This is a genomic window from Streptomyces sp. NPDC096324, assembly GCF_044763015.1.
In the GTDB taxonomy this organism is placed as follows: Bacteria; Actinomycetota; Actinomycetes; order Streptomycetales; family Streptomycetaceae; genus Streptomyces.
This window is the reverse complement of sequence record NZ_JBIWFK010000026.1, coordinates 1-18,638: the sequence shown is the minus strand read 5'-3', so window position 1 is coordinate 18,638 and position 18,638 is coordinate 1. Positions and strand designations below refer to the sequence as shown.

Below are 18,638 nucleotides of genomic sequence, written 5' to 3'. Positions count from 1 at the left end.
CCATGCTCTGCTCCCCCGCACGCGCGGGGATGGTCCCGTCACACGGGCCGCGCGGAGCAGGACGTGGGGGGAACTTCAAACATCGCTGAGATCAGGCTGAAGTTCAAGGACGCGCGGCGCTCGTGGTGGTCCTGGAAGGGCCCAGGACCGTCGCGGAGGCGGCACAAAACCTTGTCGATCAGTTCTCTTCTCTGGTCCAAGGGGTTCGTGAGTACGCGGAAGCAACTGCGGCGAATGACCTTGCAGGCGGGGGCGACACCGTGCATGAGACCGGCATGGAATTCATAGCGCAGCGCAAGGCGTTTCTTGGCAGGGCCAGGGACGCGCTCGACGAGTCTGTCGAACATGGCCACCGCCTCCCCGATCAGGACCAACTGCTGTCACGAAACGAACGTCGACTGTCTCGATGACACAGCAACTGGCTTTGCTGATGTAGGGTCTCGCGCTTCGTTGCATACGCCGAGGCTGTGACCTGCGACTTCTCGCGGTGTCTCACGCTGCTTCATCTGCGGTTGTCTCAGCTCTCGGTGCATCCCCGCCGGGTTTACTGAGGCCGCTCCGGACGGGCAGACCGCTAACCTGCGGTGTCTCACGGCCTGCTATCACCCAGGACGGCGGTGCGGTCGGTTGTGCGGTGGAGCCGTACGGCGGGAAACGCGGGGGCGTTCTGCGCCGGATGTTCGACCGCATCATCGCGCTGCGCGGGGGCATCGCCCCAGTCCGTGCCTACATTCCCAGACTCCTGCCGGATGTGCTCTCCGCGGTCCTCGATCCGAGGCCCGTCTTCGACCATGCCGTCTCCCTGGCCGAGGTGCCGGACGGCCATCGGTCGATGGACCATCGGTCGGCGCTGAAGGTGCGCGTCACCTTCTGAGCGCGGGGGCCGATGGCACGGGTTTGGTTCCTTTCGTGCCGCGCGGGGCCCTCGTGATGTCAGGCGGCGCGCTTCACGTGGCGGACCAGCCACATCAGCAGGGCGTCCAGGTCAGCGGCGACCAAGAGGACTCGGTCGACCGCCTCGGGGGTGTGCAGCCACTCCTCGCAGCCGAAGGGACGGGCGGCGATCAGAGAACGGTGGCGCAGCAGGTTCGTACGGGAGTGGTCTGTCGGATAGCCGCGCGGGGGGCGTTTCATCACGTCCCCGGAGATGTCGTAGCCCTTCTTCCGCACATCCTCGACGATGGCGGACAGTTCGCGGCCGCTCCCCTCGGAGGCCACCGCTTTGCGGAACATGTCCACCTGGCCGGGATCGGGGTACCACCAGGCGCCCTGGATCCGCAGGCCGTCCAGGGAGAACCGGAGGCCGATCTCGATCTTGCGGCCGAGCCGGATCACCGCGCCCTGGTGCTGCCACCACCAGGAGTCGGTGCGGTAGTGCCAGACAGAGAAGTCCTCGTACCGGGGGTCGGTGTCCGCGACATCGTTGAGCAGGGCGATCATCGGCTGCCGGACCAGGCGTTCGCGGTCCGCGCGGTAGCGCTCGCGGGTCGCGTGGGTCGGTTCGCCCTGGAGCTGCCACAACACGTCCATGGCCTGCTCCGGCCAGCCGGTGAACTGTCCTCGCATGCGCGCAGGCTAACCCATGGATCCGCGCGCGGAGAGTGAGAGGGGCAGGGAGGCTTGGCCCCAGACACGGTGGGAGGTGCTGCGGCGGGGCTCGTCGGCCAGTTCGATGTGCCGTGTGCGGTGGGCGAGTTCGTCGAGAAACACGGAGAGTGCAGTCGATATGAAGCGGGCGGCGAAATTGTGCAGCCGAACTTGAGATCCCACACGATGAGACACGACAGCAGTTCGCCGGGGGCAGACAGGAAAGATCGCGGAAAGACTGGCGAACGTGCGTGAGGGCATGTCAACGTAGACGACCTTGCAGGAAACCCCAGGTCAGAGAGGTGATTGCCTGTGACCGTAGCGCCTGTTGGCCCCGGTTTCTCCACCACCGTCGAAGCCCTGCGGTTGCGCGAGTGGCAGCTCGGTCCCGGCCAGCCCACGCTGGTCATAGACCAGTTCTCCGCGGAGGACTTCCACCTGATCGTGGACGACCGCGCGGACGTGCACGTCAGCTCCAAGGACGGCCGGTTCTACCTCGGCTGGTTCCCGCTCGGCCGCCCCGGAACGGACGGCGAGGGATGGAAGATCGCCGTCACCGGCACGGCCAAGGTGCGCGGCTACCACCTGTCGTTCGACGTCGAGACGCCGTCGGACATCGTCGCCGCCGCAGTGGCGCGCGTGCTGGAGACCTCACGTCGCCTATGACAGCGCGGGTACCGACAGGTAGTCCTCGCCCCGTGGGCGGTCGGCTGTCTGCCGGGCCACCGGCCTGTTCCACTGCTCCCCGTTTCCCCGCACCCCAGGAGGCTGTTCGTGACGTCCACGGAGATGACCGTCGGCGATCTCATCGACCTGCTGTCCGGCTGTGACCGGAGCGCTCCAGTCCGCCAGGCCGTGAATCCGTTCTTTCCGATGGCACACCGCCTGGCCCAGGTCGTGCAGTCCGTGGACGAAACCGGCCGGGCCGTTGTCTACCTCGCCGAAGGGCGGGACGAGGACGCGCAGCTCGGCCATCTGCCGCCCGAGGTCGCTGTCGCCCTGACGTGGCAGGGCCCCGTCCAATTGCCCCCGCGCCGCCCCCGCCGCCGTGCTGGCGGCAACTAGACCTACACCGAGCCCTTGGAGGCGCCCCTGTACCCCGACTTCCCGCTCGACCCGTCCACTCCGCTCGGCGGCCAGCCCGCGTTCTGGGTCGGTCCTCGGTATCTGGCCGGTGATGACGGGCGCCTCTACGACGCCGTCGCCGACACGCTCGCCGGTCTGGGCTGGACGAGCCTGACGATCGTCCGAGGGCGGCACGAGCCGGACGAGGCGCCGGAGGACCGCCAGGTCCTGCGCAGTACCGTCCTGCACATCAGCCCCGACGTCCTGCGCTGGGCGCAGTGGAGTCTGGCGGATGAGCCGTTCCACCTGGGCGACCTGCCGATCGCCTGGCAGATCTCCGCCCGCGCCGAGACGAGCAGCCCGCTCGCTCAGTGGTCGGCCTCCTTCACCCCCGACGTCCCCGGAGAGGCGGTGGCCGACTTCCTCGTCGCGCTCGACGCCCGCGACCAGCCCGTCATGCCGTACGCCGGCCCCGAGTTGGTCCTCGACGCCGTCACAGCACACGGCTGGCTCCGCGACATCGACCAGCCCCACGCGGCAGCGACGGACCCGACGTTCACCTCGCACATCAGCCTCGGCGAGGTACCGCCCCTCATCCAGGACGCCGACCCGCGCGCCCTGACAACCGAGGCCGACGAGGCGGGACCGGCCGGATGGCAGGCATGGGCCGAGCCCGCGCTCGGCGCACCGTGCCTGTGGGCGGCCTCCTTCGGGGCCAGCGTCCCGCACGACCTCGTGGCCGCCTTCGTTGCCTCCCTCAGTTCGACCGCACCGGTCCTGCGCCGAGTCCTGCCCGAGGCCACCCGGGAGCGCCTCCTGCGCGCGCCGGCCATCTGACGTCCCGCGCTCCACTCCCAACGCACGCAGCCCGGCCCCTCCCAGTTGGAGGGCGCCGGGTTCCTTGCTTTCCGGGCTGTCAGGGCCTGGGGCCTGGGGCCTGGCCAAGCTGCCCGCGCCGCTCAGCGGGTCGGCCAGTAACGCGCTGTTGCCCCCGACCCATGATGGTCGGGGGCAGCAGCTGGGTGGTGGAAGGGCTAGCTCGTTGTCGTGGCCTTGTCGAGGTGGCGGTCGACGAGGGCCGGGGAGCCGGAGACGATCAGCAGCAGACTGCCGTCGCGGATCGCGGTCTGCTTGACCACGGTGCCCTTTCCTCCGGTGGAGAACGCCAAGAGCTGGCTCCACTGCTCGTCACCGAGGTTGCGGTGCGCGGGCAGCTTCTGTGAGGCCATGTCGATCGGGGTGCCGCCCGCGACGACCTGGTACGTGGGGCATCCCGTCATGGCGTCGAAGATCCGGCCGATGCCGTCAGACAGCTTGTCCGCACTGTCGCTGTACAGCTCCTCGGCGACCTCGGAGCTGCTGCCGCCGTAGGTGAAGGCGGCCTTCGCCCTGTGGGGGAAGGTGAGAGTGCCGCCGGTCGCCGCGTCGCCGCCCAGCTCGCTCAGGGCGGGGCAGCCGATGACAGTGACGTCATCGTGCTGAGAGGGGCGCTCCTGCTTGCGCAGGTAGCCGCTGCCGAGGTCGCTCTGGTCGAGCAGACGCGTCTGCAGCGTGGCCGACGTGAGCGGGGCAGCCTGCTGGGCGGCGTCGGCCGGCTTCCCGGTTCGGGCGGAGGCTGCGGTGCCGGCGGTGCCGATGGAGCAGGCGGGCACGGCGAGGAGGGCGCCGGTGATGCCGAGGGTGATGGTGGCGACGCGAACGCGCATGACGGAACTGACCCCTTGGTGCTGGGCGACGGGTGGTCAGTGCGGGCCCGCGGGCCCGGTGGGGTCGTAGGAGTGGAGGTCAGTGTCCGAGGTGGCGCAGGCAGTCCTCGAACGTGGCGTACGTTGCGTCCGCCGGCCCGGAGTTCCGGTTGTACCAGGCGGTGTCGAGGCGGGTCTCCTGCTGCTGGTGGCCAGCCCGGCAGCGCAGCCAAATCTGGCCGCGGGTGGAGAGGATGAGCCAGTCCCGGTACGCGCCGCACTCGGAGCAGGCGACCATCTCACCATCGAGGACGAGCGGCTGCTTCCACGGCATCATCTTGCCGTCGACCTGGTCATGGCTGGGCACCCGCAACTCCGGCGGAAGGAAGTCGTCCACCACGGCGGCCGGCTCGGTGCGCTCCGGCTCGGTCAGCGGTACCCCGAACCCGGGCGGGACCTGGTTCTGCAGCCGCGCGTGCAGCTCGGCGAACTGGCGCTGCGCCTCACTCGGCTCCTTGGCCCGGCGGCGTATTCGGTGAAACACCCTGGCGTCCTCCTCTGCCTCGCCCTACTCGCTTCATGATCGTGCCCCACGCCCCTGGCGGTTTCAATTCACAAAGACCACAGTCAGTTTTGGCAGGTCGCAAGGTGATTCATCGCTTCCTGGGGCCGGGCCCCGCTCCATGCGAGGTGCTTCCAGCGACGTGAGGACCGTCTACCGTGGCATGCCATGACTGTCCTCATCGTCGGCGGCAGCGGGTTCCTGGGCACCGAGTTGGTCCGCCAGGCATCTGCCGCCGGGCATCTCACCGCCGCGACCTTCGCGACCAGGCCGGTCAGCAGTCCGGAGGCCACTTGGTACGACCTGGACCTGCGGGACGGCGATCGCGTCGAGGAGGTCGTATCCTCACTCGCCCCCTGCCTGGTCATCAACGCGAGTAGCGGCAGCGCCGATTGGGCAGTCACAGCCGAAGGTTCCGTGCGCCTGGCGATGACCGCGGCGAATCACAACTGCCGCCTCGTTCACGTAAGCAGTGACGCCGTGTTCTCCGGCACTCGCGTCCACTACGACGAATCCTGCCTCCCCGATCCCGTAACCCCGTACGGCGCAGCGAAGGCCGCGGCGGAGACCGGCATCCGGTTTCTGGCCCCGGACGCCGCCATCGCCCGTACCTCACTGACTATCGGCGGCGTCCAGTCCGAGCACGTACGCTTTGCGCACGACCTCGCGACCGGCTCCCGAACGGGATCCCTGTTCACCGACGACATCCGCTGCCCGGTGCATGTCGGTGACCTGGCCGCCGCCCTGCTGGAGCTGGCCTCCACCGACGCGCGCGGCATGCACCACCTTGCAGGTCCCGACGCCGTGAGTCGTCACGGCCTTGGTGTTCTTATCGCCCAGCGCGACGGGCTCGACGCGTCCCGTCTGCCGAAGGGCCTTCGGGCAGCCACCGCACTTCCCGGCGCACTCGACGTCCGGCTCGACAGCCGCGCAACCCAGCTCAAGCTGCGTACCAGATTGCGCGGCGTCCACGAGTTTCTCTGACCTACAAGCGCAGTCGTACCTGCGGCGGGACTCATCGTGTATTGCCCGGCGCCTTTTCACCGAAACGGCGGCCAGAGGCACTGGTGCGGGATGCCGCCGAGCGTGCGGTTGTCGGGTTCTTTGCCGTGTTGTTCTCCGGCATCCCGGTAGCGTCGGCTGGCAGATCGGCCAGGCGCCGAAGTCGCCACACCAGGACGTCGCTGACCGAGTCCGCGGTGTCGAGTTCGCGGCGCTCCACTGCGTGGGACAGGAGGTCCGCTGGGTCATGGCCGGCGGCCTCGGCGTCGGAGATGGTGGCAGCCAGGGCGTACCAACCGGGCTCGGCAAGGATCTGCTCAGCCAGCCCCGGCAGCGCCTCGCGCAGCAGTGCCGTCTGCCGCTGAAGCACCGGTCGGCTCAGACGCTGGCCGCGCTGGTAGAGCATGACGAGAGGTTGGGCGGCGGCCTCTTGGTAGGCGGCGCGCAGGTGCTCGGCGGCCTGACGGGCGGCGGCGGCCTGCTGCGCGTGTCGCTTCTTCGCGTGCCAGTGCATGGCCGCGGTGATGAGGAAGAACAGCATGTCGATCGCCATCGCGGTGCTCGCGCCGTCCTCGCCCCGGCCGAGCGCGGGACCGCCGTGGACGAGGTCGCGGGCGGCCTGCCGCAGGGCACGGTCGTGCCCGCGCTCGGCACGTACGTGGGAGCGGGAGGCCCGCTCGAACGCGAAGGCGGCGTCCCGCAGTTCGCGGCGGGTGTGCGCGGCGGACGTCTTCGCGAGGGCGTCCAGGACCTCGCCGACCGCAGCGATGTGGGCGGCGACGACCGCGTCGTCACCGTTCTCGACGACCGTGATCGCGGTCCAGGCAGCCGACGCTGTCCTCCGACGTGCGGCAGACGGGCTGGCCGCAGTCGCACGGCTGGCTGCATCTGTCGATGAGGTTTGGTCGGCGGACCAGCGCTCACGGATCCGTGGCAGGGACAGGTCCGGGGCGAGGCGCACCCCGGGATAGAACACGGGCTCGCCGTCCTTGTTGCGGTCGTCCAGTAGAGCCACTTTGTAGCCGAGCAGGTCACCGGAGGGAGCCTCGCGCGTGCGGATCAGGAGGCCGGCGGCGGCGAGGCGGTCGAAGAACTCCGCCTCGCTTCGGGCGCCGGACACCGCTCGGCGTACGGTCTCGCGCAGTTCTTCCCGCGCGGTGCGCTCGCGGCCCTGGCGCTGAGCCTTGTGGCGCTCGGCGCTGGTGGGGCGCTTCGCCGCGGTGCCGTCACCCTTGTTGAGGCAGCGCAGGCCCAGCTCTGCTTCCAGGGCGCGGGCCTGGGCCTGGACGCGGTTGGCGTCGTTGTCGAGGTCGGGTTTGTACCCGTCTTCGCGGACGAGGGTGGCGACGATGTGAATGTGGTCGCCAGCGTGCCGCACGGCCGCCCACCGGCAACCCGCTCCCGCCTCAGGGCCGTCGATCCCGGCGGCGGCGACCATACGGCGGGCCACGTCGCCCCATTCCTCGTCCGTCAGGATCCGGTCCTCGCCGGCGTTGCGGATGGAGAGATGCCACACATGCTTCTTGGGTCGTTGTGACTGGTCGATGTTCTCGACGGGCTGGTCCAGGAGTTGCTGGAGCTGTTTGAGGGTCGCGGTGGCGTCGCGGCCGGGATCGGGAGCGTTGTGATCCCAGGAGGCGACGAGGTGCGGGTCGGTGTGTTCCTCGAACTTGCCCGGCCCGTACAGGTAGTACAGGAGGCCGATGGTGCGCTGACCGCGCTTTTGGATCCGGGGAATCATGCTGCTGTCCTCGACCGGGTGATCAACGGGAATGGGCAGTGGGAAGCGGGCGTTCCGCGTGCGCGGTGCGGGAAGTGCTCACGGATGAGCTGGATATCGCCGCTTTCCGCGCTGCTTGGAGTTCTGCTGGGGGTCGGCGCGACGGCGCTGGCGGACCGCCGGCGTTGGCGTCGGGAGGCGGTCACGCGCCTGCTGGAGCTGCGTACGGAGCTCTACGCCGAGTACCTGGCTGCAATGGAGGACACGGGCAGGGACTTGCTGCGCGTGCTGCGGACCACGGCAGTCGAGGAACGTGAGACGGCAGCTGCTGATGCGTTCGCCGGCTTCAATCTCGGTGGCACTCGGCAGCGGATCCATGTCCTCGCTCCGCTCGACGTCGTTCGGGCAGCAGACGAGATCTTTCGAGGTCTGCGACGCGCGAGCGACTACGTGGCTACCGCGGACGCACAGGACACCCCGGCGCTCATCGCCGTGAAGGACGAGATCGGGACGCTGCGCAACCGGTTCCAGGAAGCTGTCCGGCGCGACGTCCGAAGCCTGCTGGCCGGCAGCGCCTCGTGGTCTGCATGAGCCGCTCGGTCAATCCTGTTCCAGCAGCCGGTCGGTGACCGCCTGCACGCGAGCGACCGCTCGCTGAACAGCCGAAACGACGGCGTCGAGTTCCGCGGGTTGCCCGCCGCTGTTGAGGACACGGGCGGCCTGATTCAAGTTGTTGCCGACCTGCCCGAGATGACGCCGCGCGGCGAACAGCTCGACTATCAGGTCCCGGTGGCCCGCGATGACCGCAGCGGTGTTCTCGGCGTCCTCGGCGGCGGCGAGACCGGCGCGCACGAGGTAGGCGGGCAGGCTCTTGTGCGAGGTACGTGCTGCGGTGGTCAGACGACTCCACTCGTCGTCGTTGAGACGGATGTTGCAGACGCGTGCGCGCTTGTTCTTCTGGGGGGAGCGCTTACGCGCGGTGGATGCTGAAGCGGCGCTCGCGCCGCTTCGCGGCTGCTCCTCCACCCCTGGCTGCGATCCGCCCTCGGTCGCCGCATGGCGGTCCAGCACCCCCCGGTGCTGGACCGCTCCCGCCACCTCTGGGGCGAGAGACGGCCAAGCTGCCTTCCCCGACGGGGAAGAGTAGCTTGGCCGATAACTTGCTCTCCCCCAGACCGAGTTGGAGTCGGGAACAGGTTGCGGGGTGGTGCCGTTCTGGGCGGGGTTCGTCATCAGGATCCGGGCCTCGTGGAGCGGGTGTGGTGCTGGATGGCCGCGGTCAACGCGAGGACGTAGGCCGGGCCCAGAAGGACGCGGACGGGTCCGTCAGGGTGGTCCTGGACGAGCCGCTGGACGGCGGCGCGCAGGAGCCGCCAGCCGATCAGAACGTCCGTCCAGGCGCTGGCCTCGGCGGCCGTTGGCTCGGATGAGTGAGGGGGCGCGGAATCACGGCGTGTCTCCTGAAGCGGGATGGTCGCCAGGTACAGAGCTGGGCCACTGGTTGCGATGATGGGTCTGAGCTGGAGCTTTGCCGGTTCAGCCGCACTCTGGGCAGCGGCCGACGTGGCTGTTGAGCGCGCGGGCCATCCGCTGCTTCGTCGAGGCAGCCTGCTTCGCGCTGGACTTCGCCGCCAGCCTGCCCTCGTACCGCTTGGAGTGGGCGAGCATGAAGCCGATCTCCCGCTCGTACTCCGCGCGGACGGTGTCGAGCCGGTGGCAGGTCTTCATCGGGCGGTCCTCCGTGTCGTCGTGGTGCCGTCGCTCCGCAGTTGCTGGAGGACGAGGCTCAGCCGATCGTTCCGGCTGCCTTTCAAGCCCTCGCGGCGGAGGATTTCCCGCAGCTGGACCCGGGTGACGGACTCGTTGCCGTCCCGCTCGAGCAGGGCGGGGACGTGGGGACGGATCTCTTGGGCGAGCTGGTCCACCGACTGCTCCGGCTCGCGTGGCGGGCGCTCTGTCTGCGGGGTGCCGGGCCGGGCGCGCGTCCCCTTGTTCCTCGTACGGGGCTTCGTGGTCGTCTTCCGGCGAAGGGGGACCTTGTCTCCCCGGTTCCCGCTGGGTTCAGTCCCGGTCCCGGTGTCGGTCGGTCCCCGGTCCCCGGTGGTTTCGGTCCCCGCGCCAGCGGCGATCGGTCCCCGGTCCCCGGCCTGCTCGGTCCCCAATTCGGTGGCGGTCGGTCCCCGATGCGAATCACGGCCCTGAGCAGGTACTTCTCGCGCAGGACGGTCGGTCCCCACGCCTCCGACCTCCCACTCTTCGGCTTCCGGATTGGCGGGACCGGTCCCCGGGACCGCTCCTACTTCTTTGGTCTCGGTCCCCGCGCTGGTCCCGATGTCGTCGCCTTCGGTCCCCGTGTTTGCCGACGCCTTGGAGTCTGCGATTTCGGGGACCGGTCCCCTCGGGTCGCCGGGTCCCCGGTCCCGGTCCCACTCGTCGGGATCGTGGGGACCAGCTACGGGGACCGGCGCTTCCGAGGTCTTCTGCGAGGGGACCGTGGCAGTCGTGGTGGTGCTGCACTCTGGGGACCAGGGTGAGGGGAGCGGGACCGTCGCGAGCGAGAGTGCGTGCCGACGGGCGGCGAGCTGGTCGAGCAGCTGCGCGCGCTGGAGGGGGTTGGTGCCGACCGCGGCCCTGCCGACCGCCTTCGACAGGCGCCGGGTGAGCCGTTGGCCGCGCCGGTTCTGCCGCTGCTCGGGCGTGCGCTCGGCTAGGCGGGCGGCGAGGGCGACCGCGCGGGCGGTGGCCCGGTCCCGGGTGATTTGCGCGGCGTCGCGGTCTCGCGCGGCGATGCCAAGGCGGGACAGGAGCCGTTCGCGCGCCTCCCGCCCCAGGACGGCGATCAGTCCGTGGGAGGCGGCGCCCGGGGTGTGCAGTCGCAGTTCGATGCCCATGGCGAGGTGCCACAGCATCGCCGCCATGACCGGCCCGACGAAGGCCCGGACCGTGCCGCCGATAGGACCGCTCTCGGCATAGGCCGGGATCACCTGTACCCCGGTGATCACCCAGACCAGGGTCCCCGGCAGACCGGGGGCACCCTGAGTGGCCAGGTTCTGCCGCGCCATGAGCGCGGTCGCGAAGAGCGCCAGCTCGGCCGCGGCGAACATCCCGGCCCGCTCGGCGGTGCCGGCCATGTCGAGGTAGTCGGCCGCGAAGCGCCACGAGGTGTCGGCGCTGTATGCGGTGCAGCCGAGGGCGGCCAGAGCCGCGACTTTGACGGCCGGGCCACCGAGACGTTTCTGCGGGCGCGGGCTCCGGCGCCGGATGGTCCAAGCGGTCAGTACGAGCGCGAGGGCGGCGGGCACGCCAGCGGCGAGGAGGAGAGGGAGGTCCGGAGCGGCGCTGAGGGCCAGGACGGGGTGGGTCATGCGGCCTTTCCGAGAGGGGCGTGCGCCGGGGTCGACGCTGCCGGGCGGGCTGCCGACTGCGGGGTGTCGGGTGCGGTGGGTGCGGGGCTGCCCGTTGCCGGAGTGGTCCTCTTCCGCTTCTTCTTGGGATCTGGCACGCCGTAGGCGCGGTCGCGGTCGAACACCTTGTTCGCTGCTTGCCGGAGTAGATCGCGGGCGTGCTTGTGGCTGATCTGCAGGGCGGCGGCGAGCCGGTCGGGCCGCCAGCCGCGCACGTAGGCGTGGTCGATGACGACCTGCCGTTCGGCCTCGGTCAGGTGCACGTCGCGTCCCTGGAAGTAGGCAATCACGCGCCGGTAGTCGAGGCGCTGGGGCAGTCCGTTGTGCAAGGGTCGCCGCTCGGCTTCGGTCAGGCCGCCCCAGATGCCCTCCTTGAGGACGTTCTCCAGGGCGAAGTCGAGACAGTCGCGGCGTACCGGGCACCAGCCGCACAATTCCTTCGCCTCGGCGATGGCTTCGTGGTCCCGGGGGAGCGGGAAGAACACGGCGTCGGCGTCCTCGACGTCCATGCCGTGGCACGCACCGCGGGCGTGCCAGCTGGTGTCTCCGATGCCGCGCAGGCCGGTGGTCGGCGCGTCGTGGGTGGTGATGTGGCGCAAGGGGGTCTCCGATGTGCTGCCGCGTCCGCCGGCTGGGGTGGTGCTGGGCGGATGCGGCGTCGGGCGTCGGCTGCGGCGTGAAGGCCTGCGCCGCAACCGGGGCGGGACGGTGGTGTTGGGCGACGGTGCACCCGGACGGAACGCATGGGCCGGATGCGCCGGTCAGGCCGTGGCGGGCTGCTGGGCCTGCTCGTTCTGCCGGGTTTGCCGGGCTGCGGCGAGGTCGAGGCGGCCGGGATGGAGGGTGGCGCGCGGGGCGGTTCCGCGAGCTCTGCCGTCGGGGCCGATCCGGCGGCGACGACACGGCTCGCCGGGTCGGGCCAGGCACCACTCGCACCGGACGCTCAGAGCGTCCGGCAGCCCTTTCGCGACGGTGGCCTCGCGAGCTGCTCGCGCGGGTCGGTAGGGCGCGAGAGCGGCACGGGCGGCGGGCGGTATGCAGGAGCCGATCTCCCGCAGCCGCGCCTCCAGCCTCGGGTCGATCCCGTCGCGACCGCTGGTGATCGCCCTGGCTTGCGCGGGCTGCGTGGTGCCGACGGCTACGGCGCGGCGGGTGCCGACCAGCTCGGCGGTCCAGGCTGCCTGGTCGTCCGGGTCGACGGACGGCGTGGGATCGGAGTGCCTCGCCAGACGGTCGCGCCGGTAGCTCTCCCAGGGACGGGTCACGTCCGCGGGCAGAATCTGGTACGGCGAGGTACGGATGTGCCGGCGGACGGTGACGCGGGCATCCCAGCTGTGAGGGGTCGCCATCGGCACGTCGCCGAGCAGTTCGTGCCACTGGGCGAGCTGGTCTCGGGCCTCGCCCTGGTCGGTGCGGATGGTGCGGGGGTCGAGTCGGCCGATGTAGGCCAGCAGGGCGGCGATTTCGCGGCGGTCCACGGCTACTGCTCCGTTCCGGTCGGCTCGTCGAGGGCGGCGAGGAGGGCGGCGGTGTGGGCCTCGGCCCGGGTCATGCCGCCCGGAGCAGCCGGGCCCTTGCCGGGTACGGCGTAGAGGTTCGGGCGCCCAGGTGCGTGCTCTCGGGTGACCCAGGAGCGCCAGTCGGCAGCCCAGGCATCTGCTGGCCGCGGCTTGAAGTCGGCGCGGTGGGCACGCCACTTCGCGTCGGCGGCCTGCAGGCCCTGCTCGCCGAGGCGGTCGAGGTGTCCCTGCTGGCGGGCCCAGGCATGGGTGGCGGGGTCGATCTGCCACTCGGCAGCCGAGGTGACGGCAGCACCATCACTGCTGTACCTACGGTTCAAATCCGGTTCACTACGGTTCTGTGTGCCGGTTTCCGGTACATCGCTATGCCGGTTTCCGGTACGTCGAGGTGCCGGTTTCCGTCGGGACCTGCCGGTTTCCGGTACTGCCGGTTTCCGGGCCCTCACGGGGGATTCCGGCACCTCACGCGGGCGGATTCCGTACCGCCGCAGTGCCGAGAATCGCAGGGGCAGCGGCCCGTCGGGCAGTTCCTCTCCGCTGGCGGCGTGGTCGCCCTCCTGCTGTTCTCGCAGGTCCTGTGAGATGGCTTCGGCGGCTAGGGGCAGACGGTAGACGGTGCTGCGCTGTGGGCCGGTGAGGTCGTCGAGCTGCTCCAACTCACCGGCCTCGACTAGGCGGTTGATGACTTCGCGCACCGTGGAGATGGAGGCGCGCGTGCGCTTGGCCAGGCTCGTCAGTGAGGCCCAGGAGATGCACTGCTCGTCGACCACCCGGTCGGCGATCGACAGCAGGACCAGGCGGGCGTTTCCTTTGCTGGAGCTGTGCTCCCATACCCACTCGCGGGCATCGCTGCTCACCGGCCGCTCCCGACCGGAAGGGCCGCAGCAGCCGTGTAGGCCGCCCCCTCGGTGCTTTCGCGCATGGCAGAGCGCATGCAAGAATCCCTTCGGTGTTGCCACGCTGAGACGCCCCGTGTGAAGGGATCAGCGTGGTGATGGTGGCGAAGTCCGTCCTTCCCGGGACGGTTTGCCCATTCAGCGGTGGGCGTCCGGGAGTTCCCGCTCCCGGGCGCCGCCGCGTGTAGATCTTGCGGCGTGACTGCGGTGATGCACTCCTACGGTCCGGCGCCCAGGGCGGTCTGCCCGAGGCAGGACGACGAACATACGCACCACCAGCTGTCAAGGTCCAGAGTTGGCTCTAGAACTCTCCAGTACTCATCAGTGCAGGTCGGGGCTCTTTCGTCTGTTCTCGGCCGTGACGGGGCGTGTCGGCGGGCTCGCTCTCGCGGGCGGCGGGCACAAGCGTGGCGGGCTCCTGAGTGAGCGAAGTGCGACAGGATTTCTGAGTGGTGGGTGCACACACTTGCGCGCCCAGGTAGCCTGTACACACCTGAATCGACGGAACGAAACTATCCTCGTTTCGGCATTCGATCAAGTGCTTCAACGAGACCGGGAGGTGCGGGCGGAAGATGGCGACACGTCGGTTCGCCCCTGAGCGCCTGCTGCTTACCCGCCGCGAGGCACACCTCAAGCAGGCGGATGTGGCCGATGGCGTGGGAGTCACTGCTGCGCGGGTCAGCGCGTGGGAGACGGGGCGCTCGGTCCCGGACCCGGAGAAGCTCCCCGGCTTGGCCCGCGTCCTGGACTGCGACCTTGACGAACTCTTCCCGCGAGAGGGGTATCCGGATCTCGCTGATCTGCGTGCCGACGCCGGATATTCGCAGACTGCCACGAAGGAACTGACAGGCACCCGTTCGGCTGGCCCCGTGGCAGCCGCAGAGACTGGGCAGCGGCGTCTCGCCGAGGAATACCGTGCCCCGCTCGCGGCGGCCTACGGCGTGAGCGGGGAGCAGCTGCTGCGGGCCCAGGAGCGTTCCTTCGGCATCGACGTGCCAGAGCCAGGTGATGGCGAAAGGGCGGGCCTTGACGGCCAGTTGCCCGAGACGCTGGCGGAGAAGATCACCTATCTTCTGGGGCGGCTGTCTGAGGACCTGTCCGACCAGCAGGTTGCGGCCCGGGGGAACGCCCGAGCGGGCGTGGAGGTACTCAACGCCGACATGGTGCACGAGCTGAGGACGGGGCGTGTCACGCACGCCTCCCAGGATGTTCTGAGTGCTCTGGCCGAGGCGCTCGACACCACCCCGGTGATCTGGTCCCAGGACGCCGACGTGCAGCGAATCCTGAGCGAGACGATGCTGCTCAGGGGGCAGATCGCTGCCATTGCCGCCCGCGGTGGCGAACAGAAGGGACTCTCGGCCGACCTGCTGGACTTCATCCTTCACGAGGTCGACAAGGCTCGCGTCGAAGCGCAGGGCAACGAGGAGTCGACAGGCCGACGCTGATAAGCGTGGCCGCCGCGAAGCCTGGCCCGAGGGAGCTGCCCCGAGCCAGACCCTTGCGCGCCTACAGGCGAACGGTGAGTACTCGCGGGTACTGCTCAGAGCGTGCGGCCAGGGCCGCCTGCCAGACTTCGGTCAAGTGCGGGGGGATCAGGCCGTCTTCCATGTTGTCCGGCGGACAGAAGCGGTGTTCGCTCAATTCCGACCTCTGCAGGGTGATCGCCGCCTGCTCATCCGGGCTGAGGACACCGCCGTCGAAGACGTAGAAGACCTGCGCGCCTCGGCCCGGAACGGTGATCCAGGCGTGGACCAGCAGACGGCCGATGGGCGGGTTGATACCGAGTTCCTCGCGGACCTCGCGTGCGGCAGCTTCTTCAGGGGTTTCGCCCTGGTCGACGGCGCCGCCGGGGAGGTTCCAGAAGGGCTTGTAGGTCGGGTTGACGATGAGGATCTCGCCGGCGGCGTTGGACAGCAGAGCGGCTGCCGAGGCTGTCACGGTGATCGGGGAAGGTTTCATGGTCAGGTCCTGGTGGTGTGGGGGAGAAGCGGGGTGTCGGAGGAACGGATGAGACGGGAGATGCTTGCAGGATCAGCCTCGCGGTACGCGGCGGCCACACGCAGCAGCCAGGCCACCTCGGTGGTGAAGTCGTCGCCAGCGGTCCGGAACGTGACCGGTGCTCCGGCAGGCTGTCCGGCAGCCGTGAGGGCGGCCTTGATCCAATACGCCTCCGCCATTGCGTCGGCGTCGGTGCCACGGTGTCCGTTCGCTTCTGTGAGCTGGACGGCGCGGTCGTAGAGATCTGCTGGGGCACGCCGGCGCAGTTCGTGTATTGCGTCGCGGATCTCGGTTACGTAGCGGCCGAGGCGGATCTGGGGCGTGGCGTCGTGTGACAGCACGTCCCGGAACCTGTTGAGCGCACCGACGGCCCGGTGTCCGTGAAACAGGCTGCTCGGCTGGTAGAGAGCGACACCGTCGACAGCGAGGACCAGATCTCGCCACAGACGGTGGAGTCCGATGACCGCCCACGTGCTCTGGCCCCGTGTCCGCAGGGCGTGGAAGGTGGGGGTGATCGAGCCGAACAGCCAGAGCAGGAAACCGGCGTACAGCACGGTGTCGGTGATGTGTTCCTGATCCGCGACCGCCCGCTCGGACAGCGGATGCAGGGTCGTGGGGACGAGAAACGCGGTGCGCAGGAGTGCGTAAACGACGATGAGGGCCATGCCTGCAGCCATCATCCACAGTCCGACGCGTAGGGGCCATCGGTGGGCCTTCTGCGAGGCTCGGCCCCACTGGTACCCGCACACGAGTGCGGCTGCCGCGGTGTACAGGTAGAGCAGGCCCATGTAGAGCACGAGCCCCGGCTCACCGGCGTGCCGGGCCATGAAGTACGGGCTGTCGGCGCCGGTCTTGGTCCGGTTCAGGAAGAAGAAGAACACCACGGCCAGGCATAGCACGGTGGCGAACGATGCGCGGGCGGCCGCACGGTGGACCCCAGCCGTGATTTTGATGTGGCGCGTTGTGGCGTCCTCGTCGGCGTAGACGTCCGTGACGTACGTCAGCAGCAGACAGGTGCCAGCTATGGCCAGCGCGTGCTTGAGGAGGGTGGGCAGGTCGTTGATGCCCAGTGGGTCGACGGCGGCGCGGCCGAGGTCAGTACGGAGCCACCAGGACAGCGCGAAGGCGGTGAAGGTGCCCCAGAGCCAGAGGGGGCGCCCTCCGCGTCGGCTGCGTACGGTGCTGGGCAGACGGATGGCGGTTTGGAGCAGTAGCAGCGTCACAATGGTGGTGACGATTGCGTCAGAAGCGGACATGGTTCTTCCGGAGAGTGCGGGAGTTGGGGGTGGACCGAGGGTGGGAAAGGTCTTCGTCGAGGTGGCGCAGGGTGGAGTCTTCGATGTAGTCGACGGCGTACGCCTCGTGATGCAGCAGGTCGGCCAGGGTCTCGGCGCGCCGCTCGATGTGGGAGTCGTAACGGTGGCGGGCCATGACACGGCCTCTGGCGGTAAGCCGCTGCAGGACGTTGGCCGGGAAGTCGGGCAAGAGCTGGGCGAGCCGCTCGTAGCTCTCCTCGCTCGTGTCGTCGCACCACATATGGGCCAACTCGTGGAGAATGATGCGCGTCCGGTGGAAGGACGTGGTGCCCTCCACGTACAGGATCAAGTCGACAGGGGTGTCGTGGAGCTGTAGCCACAGCCCGCACACGTCAGTGTTGGCGAGCAGGTGATCCGGAATGGGCACCAGTTTGATGCGCCGGCCCCGCACGGTTTCGATGCCCGCGATCAAACCATCCAGAGTGAACGGCCTTGGGATCGGCATGTCGACCAGCAAAGCCTCGCATTCCTCGCGGAGTTCACGTCGTGTGACTGGCTTCGTGGAGCATTCCGCCGGGGAACGGGGAGTCTTCTGCCATGGCTGGAGACCGAGTCGGGTAATCCATCGAGCAGCAGGTTCTGGGCTGCTCGCATCAAAGATCACAGTCAGCTCCTCGGCGAGCCACAAGCCAGCGCCAGATGGCGTCAAAACGGTCGTCGTTCTTCGCTGCAACGGCAGGGTGGTCGTTTCTGTGGCGAATGTGGGCAGCTGTGGGCGGCATTTCGCCGTTGTCCCTGATGTGTAGAACGGAGCGCGACATGAAGATCCTCTACGAGCGCAAGCCGAGCCGGATTGTGCCAGGGAAAGGTTCCCAGGTTTCCGTGACCCTACGGTCGGTTCGGAAGAGCTACGGGAGTCAAGGGGGCTGCTTACCCTGCTCGTTGAGAACTGACAGTTCCCATAACTGGATTGTCGGCGCTTCAACTATCGCCCGTGCTGCGGGGCTTCCTGCTTCAACTCGCCGAAATTTACGTCGTGATGGAGGGGGGTGGTGATGGTGGGGTGCACTCCTGCCGATGTGGGAACTGTGACGTGAGCCCCACGGGAGGGCGTTACTCGAACGTTACGGGAGGTGATTCGGAGGGGCAGCTCCTCCTCACGCGCATTCTGCGGCAAGCCCGCGTACGTCGGAATACATCGGACGTACCAGGTTTTACAGCTGCGTTCGGTCCCAAGTCCACCCCGGGGATCACCCAAGCGCAGACCGCATACCTGGCAGGTGTCTCCCGTCGGTGGTACAACGCGCTCGAAGCCGGGCGCCCGGCGAACTACAGCGACACCTTTCTGCAGTCGGTCCGCCGAATCCTTGCTCTGGACGCCGAAGAATGGGACATTGTGCACCGCATCGTCCGCGGACGGGCCCCAGACGTGAATCCTGTGACCTTTCATGAGGAGCGCTTGCCGCTGGCCCTCGTCACCCTCGTAGAACAAAGCCCGACTTGGTGCATCTACCTCAGGGACCGTAGATGGGACTTACTGGCCTACAACTCGACGATGAAGGAATACTTTCCGCAGGTCGCCAAGGGGCGCAATGTCGTGGAATGGGTGCTGACTTGGCCGGAAGCCCGGGACCAGCTCATCAACTGGCGAGAGGAATGGGCGCTTCCCGCGATCGCGGCTCTCCGCGCAGATGCAGAGCAATGGCCACGAGACGAGCGTCTTGCAGAAGTCATCGAGGCTGTACGTCTTGACCCGGTGGCCCGCAAACTCTGGAATTCTCCGGACCTGCCAGCGGTGAGCTATCCGGCCTCCAGTACGCCTCGCCGTCTTTACCTCCCCCGGCAGGGCAGGGCTGATTCAAAGTCTTGATGCTCGTGCTGCGTCGCTGGTCAGGGGATCTGCAGGAGGTCCAGGGGGCGGGTGAAGGGCTTGTAGGAGACGT

General features: G+C 68.8%; 22 protein-coding genes and 1 pseudogene. 10 read left to right on the top strand and 13 right to left on the bottom strand.

The window, feature by feature from the left end; genetic code table 11:
* Positions 1-122 precede the first annotated feature (122 nt).
* Both ACIQ7M_RS39285 and ACIQ7M_RS39280 read left to right on the top strand, forming a co-directional pair.
* Positions 123-410 (top strand): hypothetical protein, encoded by a 288-nt coding sequence (locus ACIQ7M_RS39285; protein WP_403653464.1) that lies wholly within the window; start codon positions 123-125, stop codon positions 408-410.
* A 266-nt stretch (positions 411-676) separates the two neighbouring features.
* On the top strand, positions 677-874 hold the full coding sequence (locus tag ACIQ7M_RS39280) for a hypothetical protein (RefSeq protein ID WP_403653462.1): 198 nt from the start codon (positions 677-679) through the stop codon (positions 872-874).
* Positions 875-933: 59 nt separating this feature from the next.
* Here ACIQ7M_RS39280 and ACIQ7M_RS39275 read toward each other — a convergent pair whose 3' ends face one another.
* A complete protein-coding gene (locus tag ACIQ7M_RS39275; RefSeq protein ID WP_403653459.1) occupies positions 934-1,566 on the bottom strand; it encodes a DUF2461 family protein in 633 nt (210 codons plus the stop codon).
* 333 nt (positions 1,567-1,899) lie between these two features.
* On the opposite strand from ACIQ7M_RS39275, the gene ACIQ7M_RS39270 reads away from it, so the two are divergent.
* The 3 genes from ACIQ7M_RS39270 to ACIQ7M_RS39260 all read left to right on the top strand — a co-directional run bounded on the left by ACIQ7M_RS39270 (position 1,900) and on the right by ACIQ7M_RS39260 (position 3,489).
* Entirely contained in the window at positions 1,900-2,253 is a 354-nt protein-coding gene (locus ACIQ7M_RS39270) for a DUF317 domain-containing protein (RefSeq protein WP_403653456.1), read from the top strand.
* A gap of 108 nt (positions 2,254-2,361) precedes the next feature.
* Positions 2,362-2,652: a hypothetical protein gene (locus tag ACIQ7M_RS39265; RefSeq protein ID WP_403653453.1), complete on the top strand. Its 291-nt coding sequence runs from the start codon at positions 2,362-2,364 to the stop codon at positions 2,650-2,652.
* A 15-nt stretch (positions 2,653-2,667) separates the two neighbouring features.
* Positions 2,668-3,489: a DUF317 domain-containing protein gene (locus ACIQ7M_RS39260; protein ID WP_403653450.1), complete on the top strand. Its 822-nt coding sequence runs from the start codon at positions 2,668-2,670 to the stop codon at positions 3,487-3,489.
* A gap of 197 nt (positions 3,490-3,686) precedes the next feature.
* Here the strand turns inward: ACIQ7M_RS39260 and ACIQ7M_RS39255 are convergent, their stop codons facing one another.
* Both ACIQ7M_RS39255 and ACIQ7M_RS39250 read right to left on the bottom strand, forming a co-directional pair.
* Entirely contained in the window at positions 3,687-4,358 is a 672-nt protein-coding gene (locus ACIQ7M_RS39255; RefSeq protein ID WP_403653447.1) for a hypothetical protein, read from the bottom strand.
* A gap of 79 nt (positions 4,359-4,437) precedes the next feature.
* Positions 4,438-4,881, bottom strand: coding sequence for a hypothetical protein (locus ACIQ7M_RS39250; protein WP_403653444.1), 444 nt, complete (start codon positions 4,879-4,881; stop codon positions 4,438-4,440).
* 186 nt (positions 4,882-5,067) lie between these two features.
* Here ACIQ7M_RS39250 and ACIQ7M_RS39245 point away from each other — a divergent pair, with 186 nt between their 5' ends.
* Positions 5,068-5,883: an SDR family oxidoreductase gene (locus ACIQ7M_RS39245; protein ID WP_403653441.1), complete on the top strand. Its 816-nt coding sequence runs from the start codon at positions 5,068-5,070 to the stop codon at positions 5,881-5,883.
* 31 nt (positions 5,884-5,914) lie between these two features.
* Here ACIQ7M_RS39245 and ACIQ7M_RS39240 read toward each other — a convergent pair whose 3' ends face one another.
* Positions 5,915-7,642, bottom strand: coding sequence for a relaxase/mobilization nuclease domain-containing protein (locus ACIQ7M_RS39240; RefSeq protein WP_403653438.1), 1,728 nt, complete (start codon positions 7,640-7,642; stop codon positions 5,915-5,917).
* Between the two features lie 84 nt (positions 7,643-7,726).
* Here ACIQ7M_RS39240 and ACIQ7M_RS39235 point away from each other — a divergent pair, with 84 nt between their 5' ends.
* Entirely contained in the window at positions 7,727-8,212 is a 486-nt protein-coding gene (locus ACIQ7M_RS39235; protein ID WP_403653435.1) for a hypothetical protein, read from the top strand.
* Between the two features lie 9 nt (positions 8,213-8,221).
* Here the strand turns inward: ACIQ7M_RS39235 and ACIQ7M_RS39230 are convergent, their stop codons facing one another.
* The 6 genes from ACIQ7M_RS39230 to ACIQ7M_RS39205 form a co-directional block, all read right to left on the bottom strand.
* Entirely contained in the window at positions 8,222-8,692 is a 471-nt protein-coding gene (locus tag ACIQ7M_RS39230; RefSeq protein ID WP_403653432.1) for a plasmid mobilization protein, read from the bottom strand.
* A gap of 465 nt (positions 8,693-9,157) precedes the next feature.
* Positions 9,158-9,349, bottom strand: coding sequence for a hypothetical protein (locus ACIQ7M_RS39225; RefSeq protein WP_403653429.1), 192 nt, complete (start codon positions 9,347-9,349; stop codon positions 9,158-9,160).
* Positions 9,346-10,986 (bottom strand): hypothetical protein, encoded by a 1,641-nt coding sequence (locus tag ACIQ7M_RS39220; protein ID WP_403653426.1) that lies wholly within the window; start codon positions 10,984-10,986, stop codon positions 9,346-9,348. Before ACIQ7M_RS39220 ends, ACIQ7M_RS39225 begins: the two co-directional genes overlap by 4 nt.
* Positions 10,983-11,624 carry a WhiB family transcriptional regulator gene (locus ACIQ7M_RS39215; protein ID WP_403653423.1) on the bottom strand — a complete coding sequence of 214 codons (642 nt, stop codon included), beginning with the start codon at positions 11,622-11,624 and terminating at the stop codon, positions 10,983-10,985. The genes ACIQ7M_RS39220 and ACIQ7M_RS39215 overlap by 4 nt, the downstream gene beginning before the upstream one ends.
* Positions 11,625-11,786: 162 nt before the next feature.
* Entirely contained in the window at positions 11,787-12,503 is a 717-nt protein-coding gene (locus tag ACIQ7M_RS39210; RefSeq protein WP_403653420.1) for a hypothetical protein, read from the bottom strand.
* Between the two features lie 2 nt (positions 12,504-12,505).
* The gene (locus ACIQ7M_RS39205) at positions 12,506-13,402 is read right to left on the bottom strand and encodes a helix-turn-helix domain-containing protein (RefSeq protein ID WP_403653416.1); all 897 of its coding nucleotides are present in this window, start codon (positions 13,400-13,402) and stop codon (positions 12,506-12,508) included.
* Between the two features lie 611 nt (positions 13,403-14,013).
* Here ACIQ7M_RS39205 and ACIQ7M_RS39200 point away from each other — a divergent pair.
* Positions 14,014-14,886 carry a helix-turn-helix transcriptional regulator gene (locus tag ACIQ7M_RS39200; protein WP_403653413.1) on the top strand — a complete coding sequence of 291 codons (873 nt, stop codon included), beginning with the start codon at positions 14,014-14,016 and terminating at the stop codon, positions 14,884-14,886.
* 61 nt (positions 14,887-14,947) lie between these two features.
* Here the strand turns inward: ACIQ7M_RS39200 and ACIQ7M_RS39195 are convergent, their stop codons facing one another.
* Genes ACIQ7M_RS39195 through ACIQ7M_RS39185 form a run of 3 tightly spaced genes read right to left on the bottom strand, consistent with a single transcriptional unit; the run spans position 14,948 to position 17,200 of the window.
* Positions 14,948-15,400 (bottom strand): NUDIX domain-containing protein, encoded by a 453-nt coding sequence (locus tag ACIQ7M_RS39195; protein WP_403653409.1) that lies wholly within the window; start codon positions 15,398-15,400, stop codon positions 14,948-14,950.
* Between the two features lie 2 nt (positions 15,401-15,402).
* A complete protein-coding gene (locus tag ACIQ7M_RS39190) occupies positions 15,403-16,695 on the bottom strand; it encodes an MAB_1171c family putative transporter (protein ID WP_403653406.1) in 1,293 nt (430 codons plus the stop codon).
* Complete coding sequence (locus ACIQ7M_RS39185) at positions 16,682-17,200, bottom strand: hypothetical protein (protein WP_403653403.1); 519 nt, start codon at positions 17,198-17,200, stop codon at positions 16,682-16,684. The genes ACIQ7M_RS39190 and ACIQ7M_RS39185 overlap by 14 nt, the downstream gene beginning before the upstream one ends.
* 534 nt (positions 17,201-17,734) lie before the next feature.
* Here ACIQ7M_RS39185 and ACIQ7M_RS39180 point away from each other — a divergent pair.
* Positions 17,735-18,076, top strand: a pseudogene (locus ACIQ7M_RS39180) (helix-turn-helix domain-containing protein); the annotation flags it as partial.
* A gap of 48 nt (positions 18,077-18,124) precedes the next feature.
* A complete protein-coding gene (locus ACIQ7M_RS39175) occupies positions 18,125-18,565 on the top strand; it encodes a hypothetical protein (protein ID WP_403653599.1) in 441 nt (146 codons plus the stop codon).
* Positions 18,566-18,638 lie beyond the last annotated feature (73 nt).